Source organism: Xanthomonas albilineans (genome assembly GCF_009931595.1).
Classification (GTDB): domain Bacteria; phylum Pseudomonadota; class Gammaproteobacteria; order Xanthomonadales; family Xanthomonadaceae; genus Xanthomonas_A; species Xanthomonas_A albilineans.
The window spans coordinates 2,751,644-2,773,467 of the sequence record NZ_CP046570.1 but is presented as its reverse complement, the minus strand read 5'-3'; the positions used below and the strand labels follow the sequence as shown (position 1 = coordinate 2,773,467).

Sequence of the window (21,824 nt, the reverse complement as noted above, 5' to 3'; positions counted from 1 at the left end):
TCGGATCATACCCTGCGCATGAGCTGACGCAAGGAAATTTAGCCGACACAAAAATGAAATTTTTCTATAAAACTCACGTTACTATTTTACAAGTATCTTTTGGATTTTATATGAGATATACATCTAGGAAGTATTTTTTAAATTTTATATGAGATATGCATCTAAGGAAGGTCTGAACAAGCGACCGTTGTTCTCGCAGGTACTCAGACCTGCTAACAATTTCGCGTCCTTGTCGTCAAAAGTCGCTTCCCAACGTCCATCCGTCGGGCCGTCGCCGGCCCGATCACCTTATTTTCCGATTTCCAGCGTAAGCTCCCCTGACCTGCACCCACTGAGCCGTACCAGTTAAAGCTGTAAAGTCCGTCATCCAAGAGGACGGACATGAAAGAAAAGCAGATTCACTACCGAGCAGATCATCGGATTCATTAAGCAAGCCGACGCGGGCATGGCCGTCGCCGAGTTGTCACGTCAGTACGGCTTCAGCCCGGCCAGCTTCTACCAATGGTGTTCCAAATACGGCGGCATGGAGGCCGAAGACGCCAGGTGCCTGAAGGACCTGGAGACGGAGAACCAGCGGCTCAAACGACTGCTGGCCGAAGCGCATCTGGACATCGAAGCGCTGAAGGTCGGCTTCGGGGTAAAACGCTAGCCCCGCAACGCAAGCGCGAGGCAATCCGGCGCATGCGTGAGCTGATTGCGATCAGCGAGCGCCGGGCTTGCCGCCTTGCCGGGTTGTCGCGCGATGCGTTCGGCCATGAACCTGAGCCAGCGCCGGCCACACAAGTGCTGTCGGCCCGTCTGGTCGAGCTGGCACAGACCTACCGCCGCTTCGGCTATCGCCGCCTGCACGATGTGCTGCGCCCGGAGTTTCCGCGCGTGAACCACAAAAAGGTTTACCGCTTGTACTGTCGACTCCCCGCAAAACCCGAGATATAACCGAATGGCCCCGGCGCATTCTCGATGGTCATCGTGATACGGTACGCTTGGGTAGGGTGCGGGTTTTTGCGGTAGATGGGGTCGCCATCGGCATTCGCCTGCGCCGCGCCTATCTTGTCAGGTGTGGCGCTCATGGGGTTGCATCCAGTCAATAAAAGGCAAAGTAGAAGAATGCTGTGCGTCTTAGGCTCCATTCACGTCACCGTGATGAGTTGTGTCGCCTGCATGGTGGTGTACATACTTGAAAATCTCCGAAATTTCCATATTTCTCGGTGGTGTATTCTCCTTGATGTTGCGAGTGGGGCTTAGTACGCGGGCGTGGTAATTAAAGTCTCTGGAATATTTGTTTGGTGCAGTTACTGTAGCCAATCACGCATTCACTTCCTGGATTTTTCTTCTTGCACTCTATCATTGCCTTACTACTTGTCTCCTCAAGGGAGGGACCAGAAGCGAAACTACTAAAGCCGGCCATCAGCAGCGCGCGGCCTTTCTGCTCGATGGCTTCCGTGTCGCGCGAGCCACATGCACCGCATCCAGCATGCTAAGCGCCAATTGCGTGTAGGTGAGGTTCTCGTCGATGGCGTCGGCGGCGGTGCTGTCCTTCTGGCCGGTGAACAGCCAATGGATTTCTTTATCCAGACCGTCGGTCATGGTTTTATGCAGCAGTGTGCCGTTGGCGCCGATGCCGGCGGCAATGCCCAGGATGACCGACACCTTGCCGGCCTTGATCATGGTCGCCATGGCCGATTCGCGTAATTGTCCGCTGGCGATGCGATAGCCCAGCAAGAGCACCCAGAAAGTGGTGGCGGTCAACGCGATGACGCTTATCCACTGCATCGCGCGGGCCATCACGTCCATGCCGAAGGTGGCTATCTGATTGCTGAGGTAGTTGTTGATCAGCCGGAAGAAGACGTAATCCCCCAGGCTGGTGTCTGCAAGGGGGCGTAACCAGCTCATCGATCCGTCGAACATGCTCATGGCCATGCGCCTTTATTTGAGAGTGGTAAACGAAATCTAGTTAAGGTGGTGATCCGTGGGGCAGGCGCGCTGCCAGTGCGGCCTTGGCACGATCCGACCCAGATGCAGCGTGCGCGGCAGGTGCCTGGCGCAATGGGCGCGCCGGGGACTGGCGACATAGGTGAGCGCCCACGGCCGACTAGGATCAGGTACGTTCGGGAACCGATTCGGGCTGGGATACCTGCTCAAGCCATGGTCCTTATGAGCAGGTGGATGCCGTTGTACAAACCGTTTGATAGTGGATACGGCATTGTGCCGAGGCTGTCAAACGCAGGCCCATCCTGGTGATGCAGCGCGCGCTCATGTGTCCGGCACTGGATCACAGTGCCCACCGCCATGCTGACGCTGCCGGCAATCAACCGACACGGTTTGGCGTCTGCGGTCGCTGACAGGGGCTCAGGCATGCCAGGGCTTCCCAGTAATCGTATACGGCGCGAAAAGCCGGCCACCCTGCCGGCCTGACGGGGGCTCTTCTACAAGGACGAGGGTACGCGCAGATGGCACACGACGATCCGAGGGATACGTTCCCCTATGACGCGGCCGCATCCCGTGGGGTGCCGCCGAAACCGCCGAGGAAAATTTCGAGTGCACCGCCACCGCCGCCTACGCTTTCGGGCAGGGGCGTGGGGCCGCCACCATTGGGTGAATCCAACCTACCTGCCGTGTGTTGGGACTTCTGGAAGAACATGGCATTTGTACGCTATCAGGAGGCCTGCCTGCTCTCGTGTGGCGTCGATCCGCGATGCATCCGAAGCGGGAGTGAGTTTGACAGGCCGCTTCGAACCAAAGTCGAGCAACGCATATAACGCATATAAGGTTGCGGAATCGCATCTTGGGTTAGGGCTGGCGACCCATGAGTTACACGACTACTTACCCGACCAGGTCAGGCTCGTCGAGTTCCGCGCTTGGGGTGAGTCCTTGCCGGCCCCTTTTACCTTCCCCGAAAGCTTCCCCAGGGCATTGACGCGGCCTGAGGCAGTGCTATCCGAGCCGACCAAGCCTGCTGGTATGCTGGCCGTGGGGCGAACACGAAACTGAGTTGCTTAGGCATCTAGCTGCCGTTGGGGAACGGTTTTGGAAGCGATACGACCCTGCGGATCCGACCACTGCACCGACCAATCAGGTCGTTGCGGATTGGTTGAAGGGGCGGGGTGTGGCCGAAAGGAATGCGCAAGTCATGGCAACTCTGCTGCGCGCCGACAGTCTCCCGACCGGGTCGAGGAAATAGTTCTCGTCACCTACCTGGATTGGTGTTTTTAAGGGGTTTTGTGTGACTTTGAGGGGTTCCCGACACCCACTGGGTGCCGGGTACTGCGCCTATTCAAGCCGCTTCTCGTGAGTAGCTTTCTCCATACGCTGCATTTCGCAGTACCGCAAGGCATCTCGCCTGTGGTGACTGATACGCCCGGGATTCCCTAGACACTCAGGATCCTCGTTGCGCGCAGCGCCGTTCGAACTCTACAGGCGACAGATCGCCATTGGAACCATGGCGGCGCTCGGGGTTACATGACGCGGCGCGAGTGCATGGTCGGGTTAGAGGTGGGGCTTGCGTGGCCTGGCCGGCAATCGCGGTCGCGGGCAACAGACACGTTGCGCCCAGGGCAGTATCCCTGCTATAGTGACCCTCTTGTCCAGCAGCCACCTACGGTGCGAGCCCATGAAGGCCGACATCCATCCCCAATACCGCGACGTCGTATTTCACGATGTCACCTCCGATTTCAAGATCCTGACCCGTTCGACCATGTCCTCGAAAGAGACCATCAAGTGGGAAGACGGCGTAGAATACGCCTTGATCAAGGTCGAAATTTCCTCGGCGTCTCACCCGTTCTACACGGGCAAGCATAAGATGATCGACACCAGCGGTCGCATCGATAAGTTCCAGAAGCGCTACGCGCGCTGATCCCACCGCCTATGTGTCATGCGACGGCTGCGTTTTGCGCGGCCGTTTTGCTATGCGTTTCATGCATTGTCTTTCCGATGTGATGGTGACGGTGTCATGCTCCAGGCCGGGCATGGCGAGGATGTAACGTTGTGTTGCTTTCTTGCTCATGTTCTGCGGCGCGAGGGATGAGCACGCCACAAATGCTGCTGTGCAATAATGCGTCGATCCATGGTAACGACCGTGGACTTTCTTCACGCGTCTGTTCGCAACGTATCGGGCAGGCGCCTTCCATCGAGGAGCGCACACTGTGTCCGATCTTGATCAGGTCACGCTGAATGCCGGCGACAAGTCGGTCGTTCTGCCGGTACTCAAACCCACCTTGGGCAACGATTGCGTCGATGTTTCCAAGTTGACCAAGGAAACCGGTCTCTTCACCTACGATTCGGGCTTCACCGCCACCGCCAGTTGCAAATCGGCGATCACCTACATCGACGGCGACAACGGCGTCTTGTTGTACCGGGGTTACCCGATCGAGCAGTTGGCCGAGAAGTCCAACTTCCTTGAGGTGGGCTATCTGCTGATGAACGGCGAGTTGCCCAGCGCCGACGAATTCAAGAAGTTCGAACACGAAGTGACGCATCACACGATGATGCACGAGTCGCTGAAGAACTTCCTGGGCGGTTTTCGCCACGACGCGCATCCGATGGCGATGTTGGCCGGCTCGGTGGCTTCGTTGTCGGCGTTCTACCACGACACGCTCGACTTGAACGATCCGGAGCAGCGACGCCTGGCCGCGATCCGTCTGATCGCCAAGGTGCCGACCATCGCTGCCGCTGCCTATCGTTATTCGATCGGCTGGCCGATCCGCTACCCGCGCAACAACCTCGGTTATGTCGAACGCTTCCTGCATCTGATGTTCGAGGTGCCGAGCGAGCAATTGCAAATGAATCCGGTCGTGGCTAAGGCACTGGATCTGTTGTTCATCCTGCATGCCGACCACGAACAGAACGCATCGACCTCGACCGTGCGTCTGGTCGGTTCCACCGGCGCCAATCCGTACGCGTCGGTTGCTGCCGGCATTACAGCGTTGTGGGGTCCGGCTCACGGTGGTGCCAACGAAGCCGTGCTGAAAATGCTCGAGGAGATCGGCACTGCGGATAACGTCGAGAGCGCCGTGGCAAAGGCCAAGGACAAGAACTCCAGCTTCCGTCTGATGGGTTTCGGTCACCGTGTTTACAAGAACTTCGACCCGCGCGCCAAGATCATCCGCGAGATGACCCACAAGGTGCTGGGCGAACTGGGTGTCAACGATCCGCTGCTGGAAGTGGCGCTGAAGCTGGAAGAGGCGGCGTTGAAGGACGACTACTTCGTGCAGCGCAAGTTGTACCCGAATGTCGATTTCTACTCGGGCATCATCTACAAGGCGCTCAACATTCCGGTGGAAATGTTCACCGTCATGTTCGCCATCGCCCGTACTGTCGGCTGGGTGTCGCATTGGTTGGAGCAGCAGGTCGATCCGGAAATGAAGATTGGCCGTCCGCGCCAGATCTACACCGGTTACGACAAGCGCGACTACACCAGCGTCGGCAAGCGCTGATCGCAGCGTCGCTGTGGTGTATCTCTGAAACGCCCCACGTTGTGGGGCGTTTTTTTGTATCTGGTAGCGGCGATGATTCGACGTGAACGTTCCTGCTGGGCGTACTTTGCAAGGCAAGTGGGGCGAGGCGATGTCGATGACGAAGCGCCCAGGCTTGGCGGTGTAGACGGCGGGTTTGTCAGGCGCGTTGCTGGTTCTCGGCGAGATCTTGTTCGATGAGCAATTGCCGCAACTGGCTTGCGGAAGCGCGCCGCATCGGTTTTTCGTAGATCTGCGACAGCGGTGCCTGACGCAGCGCGTCGTAAGGCAACACGGTCAGGTCGAAAGTCAGATCCTCGGCGCTGAATAGCCACACCGGGAAGTCCTCGCTGCGCTCCCGATCCAGGCGTAGCCGACGGCTGCGCAGTTCGGCCGGAATACGCTGTTCCTCAAGAAAACGCGCGACCGCTTCCGTATCGTCGCTGTGCAATTGTAATTGCACCGGACTGTTCGCATCGGCGGTGCCGTCGTGCACTGGTCCGGTCAGGCGGGGAACGAATGCGTGCAGAAACTCCATTGCGCGCAGTGCCGCCTCGCGCCGCCGGCGTAGGCCATCGGCATGGCCGGGGCCGGCGAACAGGCGTTGGTGCTCGCGTAACGCGTCTTCGATTTCGCTGTTGCGTGGCAGTGAGGCGTCGTCGTGGATGCCGAGGCGTTCGGCAGCTTTCAGTTTGGCTTGGTGGAAGTCGCGGATACCGCTTTCGGCCATCAATCGCGCGGCTTCGTGGGCCAACTGGCGGCGGCGTTCGTGCGAGCGGGTTCGGGCGTGTTGCCGAGCATGATGCATGATGCGTCTCCCCTCAGAGCCTGGCCCGACTGTACAACACTCCCATGAATATTCGAGTGCAGTCGCAACGGCATCGGATCCTGCTGCTTGCAGCGGGCGCCGCAGGTTCGCATCGCCCGCGCTGACAGGGGGGGGGGGGCTGTCAGCGCTGGTTCACTGCGCGAGGTGAGCAGCGCAGGGGTCAGAAGATGTCGAATGCGGCGTCGTCTGTCTTTTGGTTCTGCAGGCTCTCGTCGAGCTGTTGGATATGGTCCATGTCTTCGGCCTTGACCCATTCGGTGGCGCCGTTGAGGGTGGCCTGGACCATGCCCGCCGGTGGGTCGTTGCGGACGATTGGTTGGTCCTTTAGCGCTACGCGCATGTAGTCGATCCAGATCGGCAGCGCCGCCTTGCCGCCGTATTCGCGATAGCCGAGCGAGCGGTAGTCGTCGCGACCGACCCAGACCGTACTCACGTAGGGGCCGCCGAAGCCGGAGAACCATGCGTCGCGATGATCGTTGGTGGAGCCGGTCTTGCCGCCGACGTCTTCGCGGCCGAGGACCTTCGCGGGGGTGCCGGTGCCACGTTGGACGACGTCGCGCATCATCGAGATCAATTGGTAGGCGATGCGCTCGTCTATCACGCGTGGCGCGACCTTGGCTTGGGCATCGACGGCTGGCGGGGGTTGGTTTGCCGCAGGGCTTGCGGTGGCCGTCGCAGTCGACTTGGCGGCCGGCGGCGGCGCGGCGGCGCCGAAGTTGAAGCCGTCGACCACTTGGTTGGCCGGGGGCGCATGACTGCCGATGCTGCCGCAGCTGCGGCACGCGGTCGCCGGGTGTTCTTGGAACAGTACTTGGCCGTCGCGGTCGGTGACTTTGTCGATGATCCAGGTGTCCACGCGCGAGCCGCCGTTGACGAAGGTCGCATAGCCGCGCGCCACCGACAGTGGGGTCAGCGATGCGGTACCCAGCGACATCGACAGGTTCGGCGGCAATTCGGCCTCCTGGAAGCCGAACTGGCTGATGTATTTGCGTGCGAAGTCCACGCCAATACTGTCCAGCAGTCGCACCGAGACCAGGTTGCGGGATTGCACCAGCGCTTCGCGCAGCCGCATCGGGCCGCGGAAGGCGCCGTCGTCGTTCTGCGGCGACCAGGTCTTGCCGCGGCGGTCGCGGAACACCACCGGCGCGTCGAGCACGATCGAGGCCGGGTTGAAGCCTTTTTCGAACGATGCCGCGTACAGGAACGGCTTGAAGCTGGAGCCGGGCTGGCGTCGCGCCTGGGTGGCGCGGTTGAACTTGTTGCCGGCATAGCTGAAGCCGCCGACCATGGCGCGCAGCGCGCCGTTGCTTGCATCCAGCGACACCAGTGCGGCCTGGGCGTGCGGGATCTGAGTGAGTTCCCATTCGCCTGGCTTTTCGCCTGCCTGGATGCGCACCAGATCGCCGCGCTTGAGCAGGGTCGCGGGGCTGCGTCCGGTCCAGCGGCTGGCCGCGACCGGCAGCACCACGTTGGTCTTGTTGGCGAGCACCACAGTGGCGCTGCCGTCGCTGCTGGTGGCCGCGACGATGCTCGGCAGCATCCCGCCTTGGGCGTAGATCCCGGCCAGGTGGCTGGCCAACGCGGCCGTGTCGGCCGTGGCGGGTATCTCGAAGTGCTTCTCCACGCCATGCCAGCCATGGCGTCGGTCGTAGACCACCAGGCCCTGGTGCACCGCATGGGTGGCTGCGGCCTGCAAGGTGGAATCGATCGTGGTGAAGACGTGGTAGCCCTTGTCGAGCACGTCGCCACCGAAGCGCGCAATCATTTCCTGGCGGACCAATTCGGCCACGTAGGGGGCATCGACCTCGACCGGGCGCTCGTGCGGCGTGGCGTGCATCGGCACCGCCTTGGCTGCCTCGGCCTCGGCCGGTGTGATGAAGTCCAGCGCCTCCATCCGGCTGATCACATAGTTGTCGCGGCGCTGCTTGGCGCGTTCCGGGTTGCTGATCGGGTTGCCGCTGGAGGGAAACTTGGGAATACCGGCCAGCGAGGCCATCTCGTCCAGGCTCAGTGCATTGAGCTGCTTGCCGTAGTAGTACTCGGCGGCTGCGGCAATGCCGTAGGCGCGGTTGCCGAAGAAGCTTTTGTTGAGGTACAGCTCGAAGATCTCGTCCTTGCTCAGTTCGGCTTCGATCTTGCGCGCCAGCAGGATCTCGGCCAGTTTGCGGGTATAGCTGTACTCGGAACTGAGGAAGAACTGGCGGGCGACCTGTTGAGTGATGGTGGAGCCGCCCGGCACGCGTTTATCGTTGGTGGTGGCCAGCAGCCAGACAGCGCGGGCGATACCTTTGTAGTCCACCCCGCCGTGCTCGTAGAAGCGTGCGTCTTCGGTGGCCAGGAACGCTTGTTTGAGCCGTTCAGGCACATCCTTCATGGTGATCGGATAGCGTCGGGTCTCGCCGAACAAGGCCATGAGCTTGCCATCGCTGGCGTAGACGTACATCGGCTCCTGCAGTTCGACCTTGCGCAGCGTCTGTACATCGGGAAGCTTGGATGAGACAACGTAGTACAGCCCGCCGACAGCGGCGGCTCCGACCAGGATGAGCAAGACCAGCGCTGCCAGCGCCCAGAGCAGCCAGCGACGAAAACGGGGCATCGCGAGAGATTCCGATTGCAGATTTCTTGGGCGCAGAGTATAGAGTACGCCGGGGAGCGGCTGGGGTCGTTTCTGGGGATGCGAAGGGTCTCCCGCCGGAGGACATGCCGTGACACGGATCACGACATGGCCTGGGTGGTTGCCAATTGCAAAAAAATCGTTGTTAATTGGCCGGCGTAATATTCTCGTCCAAGTGCCCGTCGGCAGGGGAAAATCCGTGGGGCTTATCCCGAAAAGTCAGCAGCCGCTGATCGGCATCGATATCAGTTCGACTGCGGTCAAACTGTTACAGCTGTCGCGTAGCGGCAACCGGTTCCGTGTCGAGCATTACGCCGTCGAACCCTTGCCCCCAAACGCCGTGGTCGAAAAGAACATCGTCGAGGTCGAGGCGGTGGGCGAGGCGATTCGTCGCGCCGTGACCCGCTCCGGCACCCGTGCCAAGCATGCCGCTGCGGCTGTTGCCGGTTCGGCGGTGATCATCAAGGTGATCCCGATGCCGGCCGAACTGGACGAGAACGAGCTGGAAGCGCAGGTCGAGCTGGAGGCGGTGAACTACATCCCATACCCGATCGAGGAAGTAAACCTGGATTTCGAGGTCCTGGGTCCCGTCGCCAACAATCCGGAGATGGTGCAGGTGCTGCTGGCCGCGTCGCGCTCGGAGAATGTCGAGCTGCGCCAGTCGGCACTGGAGTTGGGCGGTCTGATTGCCAAGGTGATGGATGTGGAGGCCTTCGCGGTCGAGAACGCTTTTGCGCTGGTGGCCAGCGAGCTGCCTGTGGCCAGCGACGGTATCGTCGCCCTGGTCGATATCGGTGCGACCATGACCACCCTCAACGTGCTGCGCGGCGGGCGTAGCCTCTACAGCCGTGAGCAGGTGTTCGGCGGCAAGCAACTGACCGACGAAGTGATGCGTCGCTATGGGTTGACCTACGAGGAAGCCGGTATGGCCAAGCGCAAGGGCGGCCTGCCGGAGAGCTATGAAATCGAGGTGCTGGAGCCGTTCAAGGAGGCGACGGTGCAGCAGATCAGCCGTCTGCTGCAGTTTTTCTATGCCGGTAGCGAGTTCAATCGGGTCGACCATATCGTATTGGCGGGCGGTTGCGCAGGACTGGCCGGGTTGCCGGAGATGGTCGAGGAACAACTGGGCGTGGCGACCATCGTTGCCAACCCGTTGGCGCAGATGACCCTGGGGCCAAAGGTCCAGGCGCGTGCGTTGGCTCAGGATGCGCCGGCCTTGATGATCGCCACCGGCCTGGCGCTGAGGAGCTTCGACTGATGGCGAAGATCAATCTGCTGCCCTGGCGGGCAGAGCGGCGCAAGCAGCGCGAGCGTGAGTTCTACGGAATGCTGGGTCTGGCCGCGGTGGTTGGGGTGCTGTTGTCGCTGATGATCTGGTTTTACTACGACCGCCAAGTCAGTGGCCAGAATGTGCGTAATGCCTACTTGCAAGCCGAGATCGATAAGGTCATGGCGCAAAACAAGGAAATCGACAGCCTCGATGAGCAGAAGCGGCGTTTGCTGGCGCGCAAACATGTCATCGAAGAGCTGCAGGCCAAGCGTTCGCAGATGGTGCACCTGTTCGATTCGCTGGTGCGCACCATCCCTGATGGTGTGGTACTGACCTCGGTGAAGCAGGAGGGCGACATCCTCACCTTGGAAGGCCGTGCGCAATCCAACGCTCGGGTCAGCACCTATATGCGCAATCTCGAAGGCTCGGGCTGGATGACCAACCCGGAACTGTCCGTCATCGAGGCCAAACCACAGGATAAGACGGTCAAGGGGCCGATCGTCGACGCCAAGGCGTTGCCTTATGTGTTCACGCTTAATGTCAAGCTGCCGGTTCCCGGCGACAGCGCGGATGCGGCTCCAGGCGACCCCGGGCGAGCATCTGGAGCGAAGACCTCGGTGCCGACACCGGGCGCCAAAACGGCGTCTCCGGCGAATGCGCCTGCCGGTGCGGTCGTTGCGCCGATGCCGGGTGGGGCCTCGCACGCGGCCATCGCCACGTCAACGCAACAGGGGCTGGCGTCATGAGCAAGAAATTCAATATCAAAGACCTGGATTTCAACAACATCGGCAATTGGCCCCAGCAAGCCAAGATCGGCTTCTGCGTCTTGTTGACGGTGTTCATCCTGATTGTGTCGTGGTTCCTGCTGATTAGCGGTAAGAGCGATGAATTGCAGTCGTTGGAGCATAAGGAAACCGAGCTGCGCGCTTCGTTCGAGAAAGAGCAGAGCCGTGCGGTGAATCTGCAGCCGCTGAAGCAGCAATTGGTGCAGATGGGCCAGGTATTGCAGCAAATGCTAAGGCAGTTGCCGAGCAAGACCGAAATGCCCGATCTGATCATCGATATTTCGCAGACCGCGCTGTCTAGTGGTCTGAGCAATGAGCTGTTCCAGCCGGGTCCGGAAGTGCCGAAAGAGTTCTACGCGGAAAAGCCCATTGCGCTGCGGATGGTCGGGAGCTACCACCAGTTCGGCGCATTCGTCAGTGGCGTGGCCTCGTTGCCGCGTGTCGTGATCCTGACCATGCACGACATCAACCTCAAGCCACGCGACAAGGCTGGTGGCAGTGGTGGCCGGGGCGAACTGGAACTGTCCGGCACCGTCAAGACCTATCGCTACCTGGACGATAAGGAAATGGCCGACCAGGAGAAGGCGGCGGCAGCGAAGAAGAGCGCAAAGCAAGGCGGTGGCGCATGAGCCGACATGGCACGGTCTTCAAGGTCGTGGTGGCGGGCGTGCTGGCGTTGTTGCTCGCAGGATGCGCTCGCGACGTGACCAGCACTCCCGGCGATGCGCCGAACCTGGAGAACTGGGTCAAGGAAGTGCGGGCGCGTCCTGCGCAACCGCTGGAGCCGCTGCCGGTGATGCAGCAGTTCGAGACCTTCGAGTACACCGCGCAGGGGTTGCGCGATCCGTTTAGCGATGCTTGGGCCAATCCTGACGGCAACAACGGCCTGCGCCCTGATCCGAACCGGCGCAAGGAGCCACTGGAACAGTTTCCGCTGGACGGTCTCAAAATGGTCGGCACCCTGGGTGGAGGCTCCGGTCAGGTGGCGCTGGTGATGGCACCGGACAAAGTGACCTACCGGGTGCGTCCGGGCGTGTATATGGGCCAGAGCGATGGCCGTGTGACCGCGGTGCACGATGATCGCATCGATTTGATTGAACTGGTGCCGGATGGCGCTGGCGGTTGGCTCGAGCGTCCGGCCTCTGTGGCGCTGGACGATCAATGATTGATTATGGGGATAGCACGATGACTTTTTCCAAAGCCCTGAGCCTGCGCCCTATTCGGCGCCGCGCGACGATGCGGCTATGCGCGTTGGGGGTGGTGGCGGTGCTGGGGAACGCGGTTGCCGCCGCTGTTACCACTCCCGCTCCCGCCGCTGCTGCGGCGCCGGTGTCGACCAAGCTCACGGTGTCGAAGATCGACTTCAAGCGCGGCGATGACGGTACGGGACGCATGATCCTGTCCTTCAGCGGTGCCGGCGCCAGCCCGGATCTGCGGACTCAGGGAAATAGCGTGGTGGTCGATGTCGGCAACGCGGTGCTCCCGCCGGAGTTGCAGCATTCGCTCAATGTCACCGACTTCGCCACCCCGGTGCAGCGCATTGATGCCAAGCCGTACGCAGGGGGCGTGCAATTGGTGCTTAACACCAATGGGACGTTCGAGTCGCTGGCCTACCAGTCCGGCAACGAGTACGTGGTCGAGATCACCCCACGCGCTGCTGCGCCGGCGGTGGGCGCGGTCACCGCGACCACGGTCAGTCAGGCCGCTGCGAAGGTGGCCGCGCGCGGTTATAGCGGTAAGCCGGTGACTTTCAACTTCCAAGATGTGCCGGTGCGCACGGTGCTGCAGCTGATCGCCGAGGAGTCCAACCTCAACATCGTCGCTTCCGATACCGTGCAGGGCAGTGTGACCCTGCGTCTGGTCAACGTGCCGTGGGACCAGGCGTTGGACATCGTGTTACGCGCCAAAGGCCTGGACAAGCGCCGCGACGGTGCGGTGGTCTGGGTTGCCCCGCAGCAGGAACTGGCCAAGTTCGAGCAGGAAAAGGAAGACGCACGTATCGCGATCGAGAACCGCGAGGATTTGGTCACCGACTACGTCCAGATCAACTATCACAGCGCCACGGCTATTTTCAAAGCGCTGACCGAGGCCAAGGGCATCGGCGGTAGCGGTGGTGCTGGTGCAGGCGGTGGCGGTGGCAGCGGACAAAGCGACAACGGCTTCCTGTCGCCGCGCGGTCGCATCGTCGCCGACGAGCGCACCAATACGTTGATGATCAGCGATATCCCGAAGAAGATCGCGCAGATGCGCGAGCTGATCAACGTGATCGACCGGCCGGTCGATCAGGTGCTGATCGAGGGGCGCATCGTGATCGCCACCGACACCTTCGCGCGCGATCTGGGAGCGCGTTTCGGCGTGGCCGGGCGTCGCAGCTACGGCAGCAACACCGGCGTTGTCAGTGGCAACTTGGCGGACAATAGCTCCATCCTCAACAACAGCCTGCATAACATCCCGAACGGGCTGAACGTCAACCTCCCCGCAGGCACGTTTACCACCGGCAACGCCGGCGCCATCGCCTATACTTTGCTTGGTGCCAACTTCTCGTTGGACATGGAGCTATCTGCGCTCCAGGAAGAGGGCCGTGGCGAGGTCATTTCCAACCCGCGCATCGTGACCTCCAACCAGCGTGAGGCGGTGATCCGGCAGGGCAAGGATATCGCCTATGTCACCATCACCGGCGGTACGGGTGGTGCGGCGGCCACCCCGAACGTGCAATTCAAGGAAGTGCTGCTGGAGTTGAAGGTGACTCCGACCATCACCGACGACAATCGTGTCTTCTTGAACATGAACGTCAAGAAGGACGAGGTCGATCACTACGTCACCTTGCAGAATTACGGCACCGTGCCGGAGATCAACCGTCGCGAGATCAATACCGCGGTGCTGGTGGACGACGGGCAGACCGTGGTGATCGGTGGCGTCTACGAGTTCACCAATCGCAACAGTCTGGCCAAGGTGCCGTTCCTGGGCGATGTTCCCTTCCTGGGGAATCTGTTCAAGCAGCGCGGCCGTAGCAAGGCCAAGGCCGAGTTGCTGATCTTCGTCACGCCGAAAGTCATGCGTGTGGCCAAGCGCGCCGGTTGAGCACAGCCGAGCGCTCGGGTTGCCCGACGGGAGAGACGCAGGTCTCTCCCGTTGTCGTTTGTGGCGCTGGATGCTAAACGAGAAAAGTCTGGATTTGCGGCGCGCGGAACCATTTCAGTCAGGATCGGTCAAACTCGGCACATGAACACGCCATCCCCAACTTTCGATTCTTCGTCTGCCGCGTCCGAGCAGCAGCGCTTGCACGCCGCGTTCGTCGCCTTGCGCGAGGGCTTGACCCAGACCATCGTCGGCCAGTCGGCCTTGGTGGAGCGCCTGCTGATCGCATTGCTCGCCGATGGTCATCTCCTAGTGGAGGGGGCTCCCGGCCTGGCCAAGACCACCGCGATCCGTGCACTGGCCGCGCGCCTGGAAGCGGATTTCGCCAGGGTCCAGTTCACCCCGGATTTGCTCCCGGCCGATCTCACCGGCACCGAAGTCTGGCGTCCGCAGGAAAGCCGTTTCGAGTTCCTGCCAGGACCGATCTTCCATCCGATTCTGCTCGCCGACGAGATCAACCGCGCACCGGCCAAGGTGCAGTCGGCCTTGCTCGAAGCGATGGGCGAGCGCCAGGTCACGGTTGGCAGGCACACCTATGCCTTGCCCAAGCTGTTCCTGGTGATGGCGACACAGAACCCGATCGAGCAGGAAGGCACCTTTCCGCTACCGGAGGCGCAACTCGACCGTTTCCTGATGCACGTGCGCATCGGCTATCCGGAGGCGGCGGCCGAAGCGGAGATCCTGCGTCTGGCCCGCGAGCGTGCGCGCGAGACGTTGGAGGCTGGCGAGGCGTTACCACCGCGCATGCCGCTGGACGACGTATTCGCGGCACGCCGCGCGGTGCTGGCCTTGCATATGGCGCCGCCGCTGGAACGTTATCTGATCGAACTGGTGCTGGCCTCGCGCGATGCCAGCGGCTACGACGCGACGTTGGCGCGGCGGATCGCTTGGGGCGCGAGCCCGCGTGGCTCGATTGCGCTGGAGCGTTGCGCGCGTGCGCGCGCCTGGCTTGCCGGGCGCGATTTCGTCACTCCCGACGATGTACGTGCGGTCGCGCCGGATGTGCTGCGCCACCGCGTGTTGCCCAGCTACGAGGCCACCGCCGAGGGCTGGGACGGCGATCGTTTGGTCGCTGCCCTGTTGGACAAGGTGCCGCCGCCGTGAACATGGCTGGGGAAGATCGCAGCGGCGCGCGGACGCGCGGCGCTGTTGTGCTGGCGAGGTAGGGGGCGATGGCAGTGCAGTCGGCAGCGTCGGGCATGCCTCAGGCAGCGGTTTCGGGCGAGGCGGGGATTCGCCCTAACCTGACCGAATTGGTGGCATTGCGTGCCGCCGTGGCCAGGGTGCCGCCGCCGCGTCGCGGTCGGCATTGTCTCAGCGGCACTGCGCCATCGGCATTGCGTGGGCGCGGCATGGACTATGCCGAGTCGCGCGAATACGTGGTGGGCGACGATGTGCGTCATATCGACTGGCGGCTCACCGCGCGCAGTGGTCGCACCCATACCAAGGTGTTCCAGGCCGAACGCGAACGGCTCAGCCTGATCGTGGCCGACACCGCGCCATCGCTGTACTTCGGCACTCGGGTGCGTTTCAAGTCGGTGCAGGCAGCGCGTGCCGGGGCAGTGGCCGCCTGGGCCGCGCAGCGGCAGGGCGATCGCCTGGCGGCCTTGCGTGGTAGTCGCAGCGAAGCGCCGGTGCCGCCAGCATCGGGGCAGCGTGGTGTCCTGCGTGTGCTGGATGCGTTGGTGCGTTGGTATGCGCAGCCGCCGCAGGACGATGTAGGTCTGGGCGTGGCTCTGGAGCATGCGGCCATGGTGCTGCGTCCGGGATCCCGACTGGTGGTGCTGGCCGATCCAGCCAGTGCCAAGGCAGTCCCGGCAGCGCGCTGGGCGACCCTGGCGCGGCACAACGATGTGGAACTGCTGCTGTTGACCGATGCACTGGAATTGCAACCGCCGCGCGCGGCACTGCCGTTTTGGGCCGGCGGGCGTCGGGTCGAGGTCGATCTGCTTTCCGCCCACGCCCGACAACGTTGGCGCGAGCAGTTCGTGCAGCCGCTGGAAACCCTTGCGGCCGAGTTGCCTGGTCGTGGGGTACGCGTGCGGGTGCTGCGCAGCGACGCGCCCAGCGAATCTTGGTTGCTGTCATCCGGGCCACGAGCGGCAAACGTATGAGTCCGCAACACCTAGCGCTGCGTGATGTGCATCTGCCGCCCGCACCGGCCTGGTGGCCGCCGGCGCCGGGCTGGTGGATGGTGGGCGCGCTGCTGTTGCTGGTCATCGGGGTCGCCGTGTTTTTGGCGATGCGCAAGCGTCGGCGTGTTCAACGTTGGCAGCGTCAATTCGATGCCGCATTGCGTGGAGCCGCGCTTCCTGCGCAGGTCGCTGCGGTGTCGGAATTGCTGCGGCGTGCAGCACGGCGTAGCGACCCTGCCGCCGCAATACTGCAGGGCGAGGCATGGCTGCGTTTCCTCGATGGCGCCAAGCGCCAGGAGTTTTCCGCCGGTCCGGGGCGCTTGCTGCTCGATGGGGGGTATCGGCGCACGCTGGAACCCGCACAGGTGCAGACACTGCTACCGTTGGCGCGGCGGCGCTTTCTGGAACTGATGGCAGCGCGGCGCGGATGATGGCGATGAGCATGTTCTCGCACGATTGGCACAGCGCCGCCGACATGTTGGCCGGATTCGCCTGGCCATGGATGTGGCTGGCGTTGCCGTTGCCGTTGCTGGCGCGCTGGCTGCTACCGGCGCGCCGGGGCGATGCACCGGCCTTGTGCGTGCCCTACGGCGAGCGCTTGCAGGCGGTGGCGGCCACATCGGCGCGAGGTGGCCTGTGGCGCGCCAGCGTGTGGCTGGCGTGGCTGGCCTGGTTCTGTCTGTGTGCGGCGGCGGCGCGCCCGCTGCAACTGGGGGAGCCGATCGCACCGCCACAGCAGGCACGGCAACTGATGCTGGCGGTGGATCTGTCCGGCAGCATGAGCGACCCGGACATGCGCCTGGGTGGTCGCGTGGTCGATCGCCTGACCGCCGCCAAAGCGGTATTGGCCGACTTCCTGGATCGCCGCGACGGCGATCGCATCGGCTTGTTGGTATTCGGCCAGCAGGCCTACGCGCTGACTCCGTTGACCGCCGATCTGGCCACCGTGCGCGACCAGTTGCGCGACAGCGTGGTCGGCTTGGCCGGCCGCGAAACCGCGTTGGGCGACGCGATCGCACTGGCGGTCAAACGTTTGCGCGAACAACCGCAAGGTGAGCGGGTGCTGATCCTCCTGACCGATGGCGTCAACACCGCTGGTGTGCTGGATCCGCTCAAGGCTGCCGAACTGGCCAAGGCCGAGCACGTGCGCGTGTACACGATTGCGTTGGGTGGCGACGGTGGTGGCATGTCGCTGTTCGGTATGCCGATCCCTGGCAGCGGCGGCGACGACGAGGTCGACGAAGACACCTTGCGCAAGATCGCGCAGGACACCGGCGGCCGCTTCTTTCGCGCACGCGACACTGCGCAGCTGGCCTCGATCTATGCCGAACTGGATCGGCTGGAACCGGTGCGCTCGGCGGGCCCGGCGGTGCGCCCACGCATCGAACGTTACGTATGGCCGCTGAGCGCGGCGCTGGTGTTGGCGTTGGCGGCGTTCGTGTGGCCGTGGAGGCGTCAATGAATGCAGTGATGGACGTTGTGCATGCGCTGCACCTGCTGCGTCCACAGTGGTTGTGGGCGCTGTTGTTACTGCCCTTGCTGGGCTGGAGTTGGTGGCGCCGTCGTCGCCGTCGCGACCTCTGGCGGCGCACGGTGGACGCACATCTGCTACCGCATCTGCTTGCGCGTGCTGGGCGCAAGGGCTCGCTGGGACTGTGGCTGGGAGCGCTTGGTTATCTGATCGCGGTGTTGGCGCTGGCTGGACCGAGTTGGCGCGAGGAAGCGCAGCCGCTTTGGCAGTCGCACATTCCGTTAGTGATCGCGCTGGATCTGTCCTCGCGCATCGAGGCCAGCGACCTGCCGCCATCGCGCTTGCTGCAGGCGCGCGCGAAGTTGGCAAGGTTGCTGAAAGAGCGTAGCGGTGGCGAGGTGGCATTGCTTGCCTATGCCGGCGAACCCTATACCGTCGCGCCGTTGACTGATGACGCGAGCAACGTGGCCTTGTTTCTGGATGCGTTGTCGCCGCAGGTGATGCCGGTGGCGGGGCAACGTACCGATCTGGCGATCGATTGGGCGGCGCAGTTGCTGCATCAGGCGGGTTTTTCCCATGGGGATATCCTGCTGCTCAGCGACCAGGCCGATGCTCAGGCGCAGCAGGCGGCCGCGCGCGCGGGCAGCCAGGGCTACCGCGTCTACGCACTCGGGCTGGGAACCGCACAGGGCGCCGCTTACCGTGATGCCCAGGGTGGTTTGGGTCATGCGCACTTGGATGCAGCGTCGTTGCGTGCGCTGGCGGCGGCAGGCCATGGCGATTACGCAGGGGTGACGCCCGACGATGCGGATCTGCGCGCGTTGGGTGTACTGCGGCCACAGGATCAACAGGCGACGCAGGCAGATAAAAGCCAGGGCCGCATTTGGCTGGATCAGGGCTACTGGTTGCTGCCGCCGTTGATGTTGCTGGCGTTGTTCGCGTTCCGCCGTCGTGGCGGTACCGCGCTGGTATTGCTGTGCGTGCTGCTGCCGTTGGCGACGCCACGACTGGCGCAGGCGGCGGATGCGGGTCGCAGCGATGCGCTGTGGCGGCGTCCCGATCAGGTCCGGCAGCAGCGCCTGGATACGGGGGTGCAAGCGTATCGGAAAGGCGATTTCGCCGCCGCGCAACAGCAGTTCGAGGGCGTCGACAGCGATGTCGGCTGGTACAACCTGGGTAATGCGCTGGCGCGTCAGGGCCGTTACGACCAGGCGATCGCGGCCTACGACAAGGCGTTGACCTTGCACCCGCAGATGGCCGATGCGATCGCCAATCGCGCGGCGGTGGAGGCGGCGCGCAAGCGTCAAGCGTCGGCGCAGCCTCCGCAATCGGGCCAGCAGGGGCAGGATCGATCGAAGCAGCAGAAGGGTCAGTCGCACAACGGCGATCAACAAAACAGCCAGCAGCAAACGGGTGAACAAGGGAAAGATTCGCAGCAAAACGCCCAACAGCAAGACGCCAAATCGCAACAAAAAAACGACGCTCAGCAGCAAACTGACCAGCGACACGCGGATTCAGCCGCTGCGCAGAAGCGCGATACGCAAAAAACACCGCCGACGCCTGGCGATGCCAAGGCCCAGCAACAGGCCGACGCTGCGCAGCGCCAGCAGATGCAGCAAGCGATGGCGCGGCAGGGCGCGGCGGATCAGCAAGCAGCGCGTGCCGCCGAGGCGGCTAAGGAAACTCCGCAGCAGCGCGCGCAACGCCAGGCAGTAGAGGCATGGTTGCGACGGGTACCGGATGATCCCGGCAATCTGCTGCGCACCAAATTCATGCTCGAACACGAACGCAGACAGCGGGAAGGACCATGATCGACTTCAAGCGACATTGCCGGAGCGCACAGGGTGTTGCCTTGCTGCTATTGGTCGCGTTGCTGCTGACGGTGATGCCGGTGGCTGCGGCCACGCGTGCATGGCTGGACCGCGATAGCGTCAGTGCTGGCGAAGGCGTCACCCTCAACATCGAAACCGATCAGACGACAGCGCTGCCGGACTACGCGCCGCTGCGTGCGCAGTTCATCCTCAGCAACGAGATCAAGAGCCGGCAGGTGCAGGTCGTCAACGGTATGGTCTCGGTCAAGGCGTTGTTCGGTGTGATGTTGACGCCGCGCAGTAGCGGCACCTTGCAGATTCCGTCGTTGCGGGTTGGTAATGAGCAGACGGCGCCATTGCGTTTGCAGGTTGCGGCGGCAGCAGCAGCGGCGGCGCCGCCGCCGGCCGGTGCCACTGCGGGTGATTCGTCGGCGCTTGGCGATGCCGACATCTTCGTGCAGACGCAGGTGGACGACGCGCAGCCGTATGTGCAGCAGAGCGTAGGCGTGGTGGTGCGGTTGTACCTGGGCGTGCCGTTGAATTCGGGCGAGCTGGATCTGCAGGCGCCTGCGGGTGCGGCGTTGCAACGCATTGGCGACGATATCCAGAGCCGGCGCGAGATCAACGGACGCATGTACACGGTGATCGAACGGCACTATCTGCTGGTGCCTGAGCGCAGTGGTGCGTTGCTGTTGCCCGGCGCACGTTTCGTTGGGCATGGTCCGAGGGGCCTCTTCGACGATGACTTTTTCGGTCGTGGTGGCGACCTCAACGCGCGTAGCGCGGCGCAGACCTTGCAGGTACGCGCGCAGCCGGCCGACGCGCCGCAACCTTGGTTGCCGTTACATGCGTTGCGTTTGCGCTATACGGTCACGCCGCAGCGTGCGAAGGTCGGCGAGGCGGCGGATATCGTTGTCGAGGCGCATGCGCGCGGTGCTACCCAGGCACAGTTCCTGGAATTGCCGACGCCCAGTGCCGATGGCGCGCAGGTGTTCGCCGAGCCGCCGCAGGTGCAGGAGCGTTTTGTCGATGGTGGCCCGGAGCTGACGATCACCCGACGTTATTCGATCGTGCCGCAGAGCGCGGGGCCGTTGCTGCTGCATGGCCTGCAGATGCCATGGTGGGATGTGGCCGTCGGCGCTGCGCGTGAGGCCGTATTGCCGGATCTGACCTTGCAGGTGCAGCCTGGCCAGGGTGTGCCCGCGCCGCCGCCGCCGGTCAGTCCCACGGCACCGCCGCTGAGTGCGGCGCCGGCCGACAGCGCGGTGGTGGCGTCGTCTGCGCAGCCCGCGCCGTTCGCCTCGGTGGCGCTGTGGATGGCGCTCGCGCTGGGCTTTGCGCTGCTCTGGCTGGCGACTTTGGTCTGGGCCTGGCGTCGCGTGCGGCGCGCACGCATAGCCGCCGCGATGCCGGCGATGCCAGTCGCGGCCGCTGCGCTGCCACCTCCGCGTGCCGGCCTGGCCGAGTTACGCAAGGCGTTGGACAGCGGTGGTCTGGATGAGGTCGTCATGTTGCTGTGCGCCCAGGCGGGTGTCTCCGATCTCGATGCGTTGGTGCTGCGGCTGGGCGACACCGCGCAGCGCGAGGCCGTCTTGCGGATGCAGCGCGCGCGCTGGGGCGTCGCAGGCGATGTGCCGGGCGCGCGCGCCGCATTGCGCGCCGCGTTCGCATCCGGGCCGCATTGGCGTGAACAGGGACGGTCTGCGCACGCCCGCGACGATTTGCCACCGCTTTATCCGCGCGACGCGTGAAGGCAGGCCAAGCTCGCGAGTGTGTCTGGCGTGTGTGGTGTATTGCGTCTGCAGATTCGCGTCGGCAGCGACGCTCCGATCCAGTGACTGCCTTGAGCGCATGCGCAGTTCGGGACGTGGACGATGCGCCCTGGCTTCCTTCTGGAACGGCTTGCCTCTGTTGGAACGTGCTTCGGCGCAGATGGATCGCCGTAGCCGATGGCGCCTGGTCCAACGCCGACCAGGGTATCTTCTTGGCTAACTGCGCCAGTGGATGACGCTGAACAATAGTTTTCCAGGCGGGAACGGAACAGGTGCTCGGCAGGAGGCTCATCAACGGCTGGACGACGGTTTCGCATGCTCGGAAAGTGCAAGAAAACTGCAGCAAGCTTAGCGAAAACTGGAAAATACAGCACGCCTGTCGATGCTTACAAGCCTTGTTCTGTAAGAGATTGCGGGGTTCTTAAGGGGCGACCAAGTACCACCCCATGGTTACGATGACAGGCTTCGTCGACCTGGATGACGCACGCCAATGGGCGATGGGCTTCGTGCAGTGGTACAACGTCCAGTATCGCTCAGCGGCATCGGCTA

Annotated in this window: 15 protein-coding genes and 2 pseudogenes; 14 read left to right on the top strand and 3 right to left on the bottom strand. The window is 62.9% G+C overall.

Annotated features, from left to right (window positions below):
- Positions 1-445: 445 nt before the first annotated feature.
- A pseudogene (locus XaFJ1_RS11475) lies at positions 446-906 on the top strand (transposase); the annotation flags it as partial.
- Positions 907-1,375: 469 nt separating this feature from the next.
- On the opposite strand, the pseudogene XaFJ1_RS11470 reads toward XaFJ1_RS11475, so the two are convergent.
- Positions 1,376-1,914, bottom strand: a pseudogene (locus tag XaFJ1_RS11470) (type IV secretion system protein); the annotation flags it as partial.
- Between the two features lie 1,696 nt (positions 1,915-3,610).
- On the opposite strand from XaFJ1_RS11470, the gene XaFJ1_RS11465 reads away from it, so the two are divergent.
- Together XaFJ1_RS11465 and XaFJ1_RS11460 are read left to right on the top strand one after the other, a co-directional pair.
- A complete protein-coding gene (locus XaFJ1_RS11465) occupies positions 3,611-3,853 on the top strand; it encodes a type B 50S ribosomal protein L31 (RefSeq protein WP_012916835.1) in 243 nt (80 codons plus the stop codon).
- Positions 3,854-4,142: 289 nt separating this feature from the next.
- A complete protein-coding gene (locus XaFJ1_RS11460) occupies positions 4,143-5,432 on the top strand; it encodes a citrate synthase (protein ID WP_012916834.1) in 1,290 nt (429 codons plus the stop codon).
- A gap of 178 nt (positions 5,433-5,610) precedes the next feature.
- On the opposite strand, the gene XaFJ1_RS11455 is transcribed toward XaFJ1_RS11460, so the two are convergent.
- A complete protein-coding gene (locus XaFJ1_RS11455; RefSeq protein ID WP_012916833.1) occupies positions 5,611-6,258 on the bottom strand; it encodes a hypothetical protein in 648 nt (215 codons plus the stop codon).
- A gap of 181 nt (positions 6,259-6,439) precedes the next feature.
- Entirely contained in the window at positions 6,440-8,875 is a 2,436-nt protein-coding gene (locus XaFJ1_RS11450) for a penicillin-binding protein 1A (RefSeq protein WP_012916832.1), read from the bottom strand.
- Between the two features lie 217 nt (positions 8,876-9,092).
- Between XaFJ1_RS11450 and XaFJ1_RS11445 the strand changes: the two genes are divergently transcribed.
- The 11 genes from XaFJ1_RS11445 to XaFJ1_RS11395 all read left to right on the top strand — a co-directional run bounded on the left by XaFJ1_RS11445 (position 9,093) and on the right by XaFJ1_RS11395 (position 21,254).
- On the top strand, positions 9,093-10,151 hold the full coding sequence (locus tag XaFJ1_RS11445) for a pilus assembly protein PilM (protein WP_012916831.1): 1,059 nt from the start codon (positions 9,093-9,095) through the stop codon (positions 10,149-10,151).
- The gene (locus tag XaFJ1_RS11440; RefSeq protein WP_012916830.1) at positions 10,151-10,909 is read left to right on the top strand and encodes a PilN domain-containing protein; all 759 of its coding nucleotides are present in this window, start codon (positions 10,151-10,153) and stop codon (positions 10,907-10,909) included. The genes XaFJ1_RS11445 and XaFJ1_RS11440 overlap by 1 nt, the downstream gene beginning before the upstream one ends.
- Positions 10,906-11,577, top strand: a complete 672-nt coding sequence (locus tag XaFJ1_RS11435; protein WP_012916829.1) for a type IV pilus inner membrane component PilO — start codon at positions 10,906-10,908, stop codon at positions 11,575-11,577. The genes XaFJ1_RS11440 and XaFJ1_RS11435 overlap by 4 nt, the downstream gene beginning before the upstream one ends.
- Positions 11,574-12,113, top strand: a complete 540-nt coding sequence (locus tag XaFJ1_RS11430) for a pilus assembly protein PilP (protein WP_012916828.1) — start codon at positions 11,574-11,576, stop codon at positions 12,111-12,113. Before XaFJ1_RS11435 ends, XaFJ1_RS11430 begins: the two co-directional genes overlap by 4 nt.
- A 20-nt stretch (positions 12,114-12,133) precedes the next feature.
- On the top strand, positions 12,134-14,029 hold the full coding sequence (locus XaFJ1_RS11425; RefSeq protein ID WP_045756968.1) for a type IV pilus secretin PilQ: 1,896 nt from the start codon (positions 12,134-12,136) through the stop codon (positions 14,027-14,029).
- A gap of 141 nt (positions 14,030-14,170) precedes the next feature.
- The gene (locus XaFJ1_RS11420) at positions 14,171-15,190 is read left to right on the top strand and encodes an AAA family ATPase (RefSeq protein ID WP_012916826.1); all 1,020 of its coding nucleotides are present in this window, start codon (positions 14,171-14,173) and stop codon (positions 15,188-15,190) included.
- Between the two features lie 95 nt (positions 15,191-15,285).
- Positions 15,286-16,200 carry a DUF58 domain-containing protein gene (locus XaFJ1_RS11415; protein ID WP_045757370.1) on the top strand — a complete coding sequence of 305 codons (915 nt, stop codon included), beginning with the start codon at positions 15,286-15,288 and terminating at the stop codon, positions 16,198-16,200.
- The gene (locus XaFJ1_RS11410; RefSeq protein ID WP_012916824.1) at positions 16,197-16,652 is read left to right on the top strand and encodes a DUF4381 domain-containing protein; all 456 of its coding nucleotides are present in this window, start codon (positions 16,197-16,199) and stop codon (positions 16,650-16,652) included. Before XaFJ1_RS11415 ends, XaFJ1_RS11410 begins: the two co-directional genes overlap by 4 nt.
- Positions 16,653-16,663: 11 nt before the next feature.
- Entirely contained in the window at positions 16,664-17,683 is a 1,020-nt protein-coding gene (locus tag XaFJ1_RS11405; protein WP_187388450.1) for a vWA domain-containing protein, read from the top strand.
- The gene (locus tag XaFJ1_RS11400; protein ID WP_012916822.1) at positions 17,680-19,503 is read left to right on the top strand and encodes a VWA domain-containing protein; all 1,824 of its coding nucleotides are present in this window, start codon (positions 17,680-17,682) and stop codon (positions 19,501-19,503) included. The genes XaFJ1_RS11405 and XaFJ1_RS11400 overlap by 4 nt, the downstream gene beginning before the upstream one ends.
- Positions 19,500-21,254 (top strand): BatD family protein, encoded by a 1,755-nt coding sequence (locus tag XaFJ1_RS11395; RefSeq protein WP_012916821.1) that lies wholly within the window; start codon positions 19,500-19,502, stop codon positions 21,252-21,254. The genes XaFJ1_RS11400 and XaFJ1_RS11395 overlap by 4 nt, the downstream gene beginning before the upstream one ends.
- Positions 21,255-21,824: the final 570 nt, after the last annotated feature.